The following is a 9,378-nucleotide window of genomic DNA, read 5'->3' as shown; positions in this document are numbered from 1 at the left end:
TCCCCGTTGGCCCCCCGGACGTCACCCTCGCGAAATTCCTCCGCCGGCGACTCTTCCGACCCCCAGCACCCGTCCGCCTTCGCGACGCGGCGTAGCCGCCGTCGCGCGAACCCGGCACTGTCGAGTATTTTACGATTCCAGGAAGAATGGTCCAACGCCGTGCAGCCAATGAGCAGGCGTCGACCTCGCCCATGCCTCCGACATGGGCAGCACCCGCCCGGGGTGTGCTACAAGCGCCCGGCCGACGATGCGTTTCTACTTCGACTTCGCGACCTGGCGCCGCATGATCGCGCTCGCGTGGCGCGAGCCGCATGCGCGGACGCGCAGGAAGCTCCTGGTCCGCCTGCTCGTGACGGTCCCCCTCGTCGCGACCTTTCACGCCGTCTGCTTCTTTCTCGATGGTATGATCTTCCCCGGGCTCCGCCGCGTGACCATCCGGACGCCGGTCTTCATCGTCGGCCACGCGCGGAGCGGGACGACGCTCCTCCATCGCCTGATGAGCGAGGACCGTGAGCGCTTCAGCGTCTTCCTCTACTGGGAGCTCTTCTTCCCGTCGCTCCTGCAAAAGAAGGTGATCCGCGCGCTCGCGGCGGCCGATCGCCGGCTCGGCGGTCCGATCGCGAGCCGCGTCGAGGCGTGGGAAGAACGGACGTTCGGTCCCATGCGCCACATCCATCCCATGGGCCTGACGATGCCGGAGGAGGACGATTTCCTGCTCACGTACTCGTGCGCGTCCGGCTACTGGATCGTGCTCCTTCCTTACATGGGAGAGCTCGACTTCTACCACGTCGACGAGCTGCCGCCCGCGAAGCGCCGGCGCCTCATGCGCTTCTACGCCGAGTGCGTGCGGCGCGAGCTGTATCTGAACGGCGGCGAGAAGATCCATCTCAGCAAGAACCCGATCTTCTCGGGCCGGGTCGAGAGCCTGATCGAGACGTTTTCCGACGCGCGCATCGTCGTGTGCATGCGCGACCCGGGAGCCACCATCCCGAGCCTCTTGAAGCTCATGCAGACGGGCTGGGGGCGCCGGCGCTGGAGCGCCGAGCGCACGCAGCGCTCGCTCCGGCTCCTCGCCGAGCAGTCGTTCCACACCTATCGCCATCCGCTCGAGGTGCTGCGCCGCCATCCGGGGACGCCGCACGCGATCGTCGACTATCGTGATCTCGTGCGCGATCCGGCAGACGTCGTGCGCGAGGTGTATCGGCGCCTCGAGTTTCCGCCGCCGTCGCCCGAACTCGCGCGCGCGCTCGCGGAGCAGGAGCATCGCGCGCATGCGCGCGCGGCCGGCGCCTCCCCGCGTGCGTCGGGAGAGCGCGTGGAGCACAGCTATTCACTCGAGGAGTTCGGGCTCGACGGCGGCGCGATCCGCGCCGAGCTCGCGGATCTCTACGCCGCCTTCGGCTGGGACGGCGGGCGAGCGGAGCGCGACGAGCGGGCGGGAGAGGGGGCGAACACGTGAGCCGCGACGAGCGCGCGCCGGGCGGCGTCCCCGAAGACGCCGGCCGGGACGAGCGTCCCGCCGACCGCTCGACGCGGCTCCTGCGTGCCGCCTGGGACGATCTCCTCGCCTCGCTCGCCCGGGCGCGAGCCGCGATCGACGATCCCGGGCTGCACGCGCCGCCGCCGTCCGAGCGCGTGCTCGCCGAGGGGTACCGCTATCTCCTCGGCTGGGTCCACGGCGCGTTCGAGCGCGCGTTCCACGTCGACCCGGCGCGGCCGCATTTCCGGCGCGCCATCCAACCCATCAGCCGCTCGACGATCGACAACGCCGATGCGCTCTACTTGAATGCCGAGATCGACGGCGAGCGCACGTACCGCATCCGCGGCCGGGCCGCCGCCGCGTCCCACTGGCGCGCCGCCGACACGGTCGGTGGCGCGCCAGTGGGACGCGGCGGCGTCGCGAGCGGTGCATCCGACCGGCGGGCTCCGCACTACGTCATCTTCGAGGCCGCGACGGACTACGCCGGGGACAGCGGCACGATCGCGGAGCTCCGCCCCGGAAGGCGCGTCGGCACCGGCAAGCTCGACTCGTCGGAGCTCCGCATCGAAGCCGACGGCTCCTTCGAGATCCTGCTCGCACCCGAACGCCCCGCCGGTCATAGCGGCAACTTCATCGCGACCCGTCGGAGGCGGACGACGAAGACGCCGGACGGCGCGGCGGAGACCGTCGTCCACATCGCCCGCCACGTGACGCTCCGCGAGCTCTTCCACGACTGGGAGCGCGAGGAGGCCCTGGAGATCGTGATCGAGCCCTTGGGCTCGGCGGTCGGGCCGGCGAGCGCCTCGACCGACCCAGGGGACGCTGCCGCCATCGCACCGCCGCCGCCGCTCGATGCCGGGCGCGCCGCCGCCGAGCTCCGCCGCATGGGCGTGATCGTCGAGAACCAGATGAAGTTCTGGAACGAGTTCTACACGGTCGTGCTCGAGACCCATGCCGACATGAACGGCGACGGCAAGCGCTTCATGCCGCGGAACGACTTCAACGCCCCGAACGCCGCGACGCTCGCGACCGGTGGCGGCCAGAGCACGAACGTCTACGCCGGCGGCGTCTACGAGCTCGGGGCCGACGAGGCGCTCGTCGTCGACGTGCGCGTCCCGGTGCCGCCGCTCTACCAGGGGTTGCACCTCGCGAACCTCTGGGGGGAGTCGCTCGACTACGCCGATCATCAGAGCAGCCTGAACGCCTTCCAGACCGCGTGGAACGCCGAGGGGTGGGCGACCTACGTGATCGCCCACCGCGACCCCGGCATCGCCAACTGGCTCGACACGACCGGCGTGCCGGTCGGCTTCATGACCTTCCGGTGGACGTACGGAGCGCCGCCGGCGGACACGCCGACGGTGACGGTCGCGAAGGTCGCGGTCGAGGCGCTCGGCGCGCGGCTCGGCTCCAGGGCGGCGCGCGTCACGCCCGCGGAGCGGCGGCGCGTGATCGCGATGCGGCGGCGACACGTGCAGCGGCGGTATCGCCAGTATTGATTGATTGCGTATCGCCGCCGGCCGCTCGCGCTCAGCCGCGCCGCTCCTCCACCCTCCGCGCCGTCGCCATCGCCAGGAGGAGCGCGGCGAGCATGACCGCATCCACGACCGCGATGCCGCGTGCCGGCGGCACGCCGGCAAACGGCGCCGCGACGATCGCGCCGCCGATGCCGGTCGCGACGGCGGCGCCGAGCACCTGCGCGAGCTGAAGGGCTGCGGAGGCGACGCCTTCCTGGCCCGCCGGAGCCGACTCGAGGATCGCGGCGGAGCAGGTGGTGAAAGCGAGTCCCATGCCGAGCCCGGCGACGGCCCAGGCGGCGACGGCCGTCCACGGGGGGACGCTCGGCGCGAGCAGCACGGCGACGCCGACGAGGCCGAGGCCGAGGATCGCGAGCCCGCCGACGATGACGCGGGTGCGCGGCGTGCGTTCGGCGAGGCGGACCTGCATCCACGCTCCCGCCGCCCACGTGAGGGCGGCGGCGGTGAGCGTCATGCCGTTCAGCATGATGCCGGCGCCGCGCACGTCCACGATGGCGAGCGGCACGAAAGCCTCGGCGCCGAAGAACGCGAAGTTCAGGAGCGTCATCGTCGCGACGGCGGCCGGCAGGCCGGTTCGGGCGCGGAGCGTGCCGGGCGGCAAGAGCCTCCCGAGCGCGGCGAGCCCGGCGGCGGTCCCCGTGAGGACGGCGACGCCGCCCGCGACGAACGCTCCGGCGACCGCGGTGCGGGAAGCCGCCGCTCCGTGCACGCCGGGCGCGGCGAGCGCGACCGTGGAGCCGAGGGCGAGCTGCACGGCGAGGCGGGTCCGGCGCGAGGCGTCGGCGCGTGCGGCCGCGCCGGCGTCGGTGACCGCCGCCGCGCCCGACCGTGCGCGCAACGCCGGCACGACGAGCACGGCCGCGAATGCCGGAAGCGGCGCGAGGCCGAGGAAGACCCAGCGCCACCCCAGGTGCTCCGCGACCACGCCGGCGAGCCCGGGGCCGACGAGGCCCGGCACGACCCAGGCGCTCGACAACGTCGCGAGCAGGCGGGGCCGGAGCCCGACCGCGTAGGCGCGCGCGATCGACGCATAGGCGACGGCCGACAGGAGCCCGCCGCCGAATCCCTGCGACGCGCGGCCCGCCACGATCACCGGCATCGACGGCGCGAGCCCGCTCACGACGAGGCCGCCGGCGAAGAGGATCGTGCCGGCGACGAAGGGCCGCGCAGGCCCGTCGCGGTCGGTCTCGTTGCCGCCGACCGTGATCCCGACGAGGTTCGCGAGCATGAACGCGCTGAACGTCCAGCCGTACCAGGCGAGCCCGCCGAGCTCGGCGGTGGTCGTCGGGAGGACGGTCGCGACGGCCAGCGCCTCGAACGCGGTCGCGACGACGACGAGCACGAGCCCGAACGTGAGGCGCGCGAGCGGCGGGCTCCAGATCGAGGCGTTGGCGGACACGGCGGTCGTTCTGTCACCGAACGGCGTGAGCCGCTACGACGCCGCCCGTGCTTGCCCTCCAGGACCGCGGATGCTCTCTGACCGCGTGCGCCGTGACGACACATACGCGGTCGCGGCGCTGGTCGCCGTGTGGGCGGCGCTCGTGGCGCTCGTCGATCCGCGCGCCGACGTGCCGATCCTCGACGACTGGTGCTACGCCGCCTCCGTCGAGCAGATCCTCCGCGGCCTGCCGCTGCGCGTCTCGCCGTGGAGCTCGACGTTCCCTCCGGTACACCTCTGGTGGGGAACGCTCTTCGCCTGGCTCGGCGGCTTCTCGTTCACGTCGCTCCGGCTCGCGACGCTCGTCCTCTGGCTCGCGGGGACGGTCGGCTCGTACGGGACGCTGCGCGCGCTCGGCGTCGCCACCGGGGCCGCGTTCGTCGGCGCGATGGCGCTCGCGCTCCATCCGGTCGGGTTCGTGCTCGCCTTCAGCTTCATGACCGACGCGCCGTTCGTCGCGCTCTCGTGGCTCGCTCTCTGGGCGCTGGCGGCCGGCCTCCGGCGCGGCCGCGAGCCGATCGTCCTCGTCGGGCTCGCGCTCGCGGTCGTGGCGTTCTTCGTGCGCCCGGTCGCGATCATGCTGCCGGCGGGCCTCTTCCTCGGCGCGCTCGCGCTCGACCGGCCGGGGCTCAGGCTCCGGGTCGCCCTCTACGCGGTCGCGACCGTCGTCGCGATGGGGGGGATGTCGGCGGCGCTCACGCGGCTCTTCCCGTGGGCCGGCGACGGCGGCGTGCAGTATCGCGTCATGCGCCTCGCGTTCGTGTTTCTCGTGCCGCCGGTCGTGTACCTCGAGGCGGGCCTCAGCATGCTGGCGCACACCGGCCTCGCGCTCGCGCCGCTGCTGCTCGCGTTCGGGCCGCCGCCACGGCGGGGCGCCTGGTTCGCGGCGCTCGGCCTGGTCGCGGCGGCGGTCGTCGTGTCGCAGTTCGCCGACGCCGCCGTCTCGGCGGTGAAGTTCGCGCACAGCGCGACCTTCGAAGAGCTCGGCGCCGCGCGGCCGCTCCTGCAGGGCGCACCGCCGCGTGACGCGGGACGCGCGGTCGCGAGCCTGGTCGCGACCGGCATCGGATTCGGCGCGGCGGGGTTGCTGCTCGAGCGCGTCGCACCCGCGCTCCGGGCGGGAGGGTGGCTCCGGCGGCCGGAGTGGGCATGCGTCGCCGGCTTCGGGCTCGCGTCGTTCGGGCTCTGCTTCGTGCTCTGGTTCTTCTACGACCGCTACTACCTGCCGCTGGTCATGGCGGGCGCGGCGCTGGCGCTCGGCGACGCGACGGGCGCCGTCGCGCCGTGGCGCCGGGTGCTCGCCGCGGCGGCGTTGGCGTTCGTGGCGCTCGCCGACGTCACCGGCACCCGCGACATGCTCGCGTACGCGCGCGCGGTCGGGGCGACGGCGGCCGAGCTCCGCGCCGAAGGCGTGTCCGAGACCGCGCTCGATGCCGGCTACGTCGAGAACGGCTGGCGGCTCTACGCCCATCCCGAGCGGCTGCCGGCGGGGAAGATCCCCGAGCTCGACGTCCCGCACGTGACCGCCAAGGCCGACGGCCTGCCTTGGGTGATCGCGAACGCGCCGCTCGCCGGGTATCACGTGCTGCGCACCGTCGCGGTGCCGACGTGGTGGGCGTACACCGACCGGCTCTACGTGCTGCGCGTGGACTGACGCTCCCTCCCGGCGCGCGGCTCGTGGCGCGCGCCCCGGGGGGTCAGACGACGGCTTTGAGGTGTCGACGCGCGGCGAGCGGGGGCGGCGGCTGCGTCATCTGCGCCGCGGGGAAGGCGCCCGCGTGGCTTGCCCGGAACTCCTCGATGCGGGCGGCCTGCGCGCTCTCGGGCTCGTCGAGGGGGGCGACCCGGAAATAGAGCCGCCCGAAGTGCGCGTGGAGGGTCGGCGGGGCGTTCAAGTGCGCCGTGAGCGCCTCGCCGAGGCTCTCGGTAGCGGCGCCGATGAAGACGACCGTCCGCACCAGGTTGGCGAGCTCGTAGACGCCGGGACAGCTCGGCGCCTCCGCGATCAGCGCCGGCGCCATCGGCTTCCAGGTCGAGAAGTTGATCGACATGCTCTGAGCCCTTGCGCCGATCAGCAACCCACGTGCCACGGCGCGCGCCTGGGAACGTCCATGTGCTTCCTACCTCCTATCGCGCGCGTCGCGAAGACGGGCGCCACAAATCCGACGCCCTGTACGCCGGCGCGTCGCCGCTACGACGCTCGCCCCTCGATCAGCGTGAGGCGCACGCCATGCGCGGCTCCCGGGTCCACCGCGAGCGCGCGCGCCGTTCCCTTGGCCTCGACGGTGAAGCCGATGCCGGCCTTTCGGAGCGACGCCTCGGCTTCCGGAAGACTACGGACCTCCATGCAGACTTCGGCCATGCCCTCGCCGCTCTTGGCGAGGATCGCGGCGAGGGCGGTGCCGCCCGCCGGGAGCACGAAAGCGATGCGGGCGTCGCCGATCCGGAGAGCGGGGGCGCCGACGACGGAGGCCGATGGCGGCAGCTCGAAGTGCCCGCGGAAGGTGGCCGCCGCGCCGTCGGCGTCGGGCGTCACGACGACGACGTGGTCGATCCTGCGCGTCTCCATCAGGGGTGCTCCTCCTCGAGCGGCTGCGCGTATTCGACCAGGACGCCGCGGGTCGCCGTCGGGTGGAGGAAGCAGATCATCCCCGCCAGGCCGAGCCGCGGCTGCTCGTCGATCACCCGGATGCCCTTCGCCTTGGCGGCGGCGAGCTCGGCGTCGACGTCGTCGGTCTCGAAGCAGAGGTGGTGCAACCCCTCGCCGCGCTTGGCGAGGAACTTCCCGATGCCGCTCTTGTCGGAGAGCGGCTGGAGGAGCTCGATCTCGCTCTCGCCGACCTTCAGCAGGGCGGCGGTCACGTCCTGATCGACGACGGTCTTCACGACCATCACCGGGAGCCCGAGCACGTCGCGCCAGAAGCCGTAGGCCTGCTCGAGGTCGCGGACGACGATCCCGACGTGGTGGATCTTCGAGAGCATGGCGGCGTTCCGCTAGGCGACGCTCGAGACCAGGAAGTCGTTCGGGGTGGGCGGCGTCGTCGAGTAATCGTAGAAGCCCTTGCCGCTCTTGCGGCCGAGCCAGCCCGCGAGCACGAGGCGCTTCAGGAGCGGCGGCGGCGTGAAGCGGGCCTCGCGGTACTCGTCGTAGAGGTTGTTCGACATGTGGAAGACGATGTCGAGGCCGATGAAGTCGGCGAGCGCGAGCGGGCCCATCGGGTGATTCGCGCCGAGCTGCATCGCGGAGTCGATCGCGGCGATCGAGGCGAGCCCCTCCTGCACGGTGCGGATCGCGTCGACCATGTAGGGCGTGAGGAGCCGATTCACGACGAAGCCGGTGAAGTCGCGGATCGTGACGCCGGTCTTCTTCACCTTGGCGGTGAACTCCTGCGCCGCCTTCAGCACCGCGGGATCCGTGCGGAGCGTCGGCACGATCTCGACGAGCTTCATGACCGGCGCCGGATTGAAGAAGTGGAGGCCGATCACGCGCGTCGGCCGCTTGGTCGCTTCGGCGAGGGCCGTGACGGAGAGGGTCGACGTGTTGGTCGCGAAGATCGCGCTCTCCTTCACGACGTCTTCCAGGCGCCCGAAGAGGCGGCGCTTCTCGTCGAGATCCTCGATCACCGACTCGATGATGAGGTCGCACTCGCCGAGATCGTGGATCTTGTTGGTGCAGGTCAAGCGGCCGAGCGTCGCCTTCAGCTCGTCCTCGGTCATGCGCTGCTTCTCGACGTCGCGTTGCAGGGCCTTGGCGATCTTCTGCTTGCCTGCCTCGACCGGTCCCTCGGTCATCTTCATCAGGATGGTCTCGAGGCCGGCGCGCGCGGTCACCTGCGCCATGCCCGTTCCCATCTGACCGCTTCCGATCACGGCAACGCGACGAATCTCCATTGGATCGCTCCCCTTCGAGATGTGAGTGGTGGTGCGGCGGCGGCCAAAAAAGCCGCGCGACCGTACCTGCCGTGGGGGCGGGCGTCAACGAGGCGTGGGTCGCCGGTAGTGGCTCAGTGTCCCGCTCTGGGAGGGTGGAACCCCTCACCTTCAGGTGACGCCTTCAGGAAGCTTGCGGTACGGTGGGCACCATGGGCCCGTACCGGCGCGGATCGCACTACCATTTCGTGTTCACCACGAAATACCGCAAGCCGGCGCTGACCGGCGACGTGGGACTGGAGGTCCGTGGGGTTGATCCAGCAGATCTGCCGGGCGCACGACATCCCGATCATCGCGGGGCACATTCGGCCGGATCATGTGCACCTGCGTGCGGTTGAGCGTGCCGCCGCATCTGGCTCCGAGTCGGGTGATGCAGGCGATCAAAGGCTGGCGCCTGCCGGAGATTGTCCGCTCCGCCTTCCCTGCGCGCAGAGAGGAACCACGAGCGCCCGTCCGGAGGCTTTCCGCTCGTGGGTGTTCATCGCAACGCGAAGAACAGACGCCCCGGTGACAGGCGGGCCGGTCACCCGCAGGGGAACGACGAGCAACACGGGAGCGTTTACGCGAAGGAGCGGGCGCCGCCCGTTGACCGGACCACCCGCCGGGGCAGGCTCGGAGCGTCAGATGTGATGAGGGGCCAAGGAAAGGGGCAGGCGTGACAAGCCCGGACCGCCCGGACAAAGCCCCGGAAGAACCGCGCTGTGTAGGCCGACCTTCAAGGGGCGGCACAGCTACAGATTTGTAATGACAAGGTCAGTACGCTTCTGGTATACTGGTTCGAGAAGGAGAGTGTTCCATGGCCAGCACCGAGCACAGCGCGAAGCGCGATACCCTGAACGTCCGGATCAAGCCCGAGCTGCGCAGTCTCATCGATCGCGCCGCCCAACTGCTGGGCAAGAACCGGACGGACTTCGTCCTCGATGCTGCCCGGCACGCTGCGGAGGATGCGCTCCTCGACCGGACCATCTTTGTGCTGGACCCGAAGGCCTATGGCG

General features: G+C 71.7%; 9 protein-coding genes. 4 read left to right on the top strand and 5 right to left on the bottom strand.

Features of this window, described 5'->3' with window-relative positions:
- The first annotated feature begins 247 nt into the window (after window positions 1-247).
- Both IT293_02235 and IT293_02230 read left to right on the top strand, forming a co-directional pair.
- Window positions 248-1,459 (top strand): sulfotransferase, encoded by a 1,212-nt coding sequence (locus IT293_02235; protein ID MCC6763457.1) that lies wholly within the window; start codon window positions 248-250, stop codon window positions 1,457-1,459.
- An 80-nt stretch (window positions 1,460-1,539) separates the two neighbouring features.
- A complete protein-coding gene (locus IT293_02230) occupies window positions 1,540-2,976 on the top strand; it encodes a hypothetical protein (GenBank protein MCC6763456.1) in 1,437 nt (478 codons plus the stop codon).
- 31 nt (window positions 2,977-3,007) lie between these two features.
- Here IT293_02230 and IT293_02225 read toward each other — a convergent pair whose 3' ends face one another.
- Complete coding sequence (locus IT293_02225; GenBank protein MCC6763455.1) at window positions 3,008-4,414, bottom strand: MFS transporter; 1,407 nt, start codon at window positions 4,412-4,414, stop codon at window positions 3,008-3,010.
- 70 nt (window positions 4,415-4,484) lie between these two features.
- Between IT293_02225 and IT293_02220 the strand changes: the two genes are divergently transcribed.
- Window positions 4,485-6,107: a glycosyltransferase family 39 protein gene (locus IT293_02220; GenBank protein MCC6763454.1), complete on the top strand. Its 1,623-nt coding sequence runs from the start codon at window positions 4,485-4,487 to the stop codon at window positions 6,105-6,107.
- A gap of 43 nt (window positions 6,108-6,150) precedes the next feature.
- On the opposite strand, the gene IT293_02215 is transcribed toward IT293_02220, so the two are convergent.
- The 4 genes from IT293_02215 to IT293_02200 all read right to left on the bottom strand — a co-directional run bounded on the left by IT293_02215 (window position 6,151) and on the right by IT293_02200 (window position 8,344).
- Window positions 6,151-6,504: a hypothetical protein gene (locus tag IT293_02215; GenBank protein ID MCC6763453.1), complete on the bottom strand. Its 354-nt coding sequence runs from the start codon at window positions 6,502-6,504 to the stop codon at window positions 6,151-6,153.
- Window positions 6,505-6,644: 140 nt separating this feature from the next.
- Window positions 6,645-7,022 (bottom strand): hypothetical protein, encoded by a 378-nt coding sequence (locus tag IT293_02210; GenBank protein ID MCC6763452.1) that lies wholly within the window; start codon window positions 7,020-7,022, stop codon window positions 6,645-6,647.
- Window positions 7,022-7,435: a methylmalonyl-CoA epimerase gene (gene mce / locus IT293_02205; protein ID MCC6763451.1), complete on the bottom strand. Its 414-nt coding sequence runs from the start codon at window positions 7,433-7,435 to the stop codon at window positions 7,022-7,024. The genes IT293_02210 and mce overlap by 1 nt, the downstream gene beginning before the upstream one ends.
- A 12-nt stretch (window positions 7,436-7,447) precedes the next feature.
- A complete protein-coding gene (locus tag IT293_02200) occupies window positions 7,448-8,344 on the bottom strand; it encodes a 3-hydroxyacyl-CoA dehydrogenase family protein (GenBank protein ID MCC6763450.1) in 897 nt (298 codons plus the stop codon).
- A gap of 835 nt (window positions 8,345-9,179) precedes the next feature.
- On the opposite strand from IT293_02200, the gene IT293_02195 reads away from it, so the two are divergent.
- On the top strand, window positions 9,180-9,378 hold a 199-nt coding region (locus tag IT293_02195), incomplete at its 3' end, for a DUF1778 domain-containing protein (protein MCC6763449.1).

The sequence above is a fragment of the Deltaproteobacteria bacterium genome, from assembly GCA_020848745.1.
In the GTDB taxonomy this organism is placed as follows: Bacteria; Desulfobacterota; Binatia; order UTPRO1; family UTPRO1; genus UTPRO1.
Note: the sequence above shows the minus strand (reverse complement) of the source record. Positions and strands in the feature narration are given on the sequence as shown.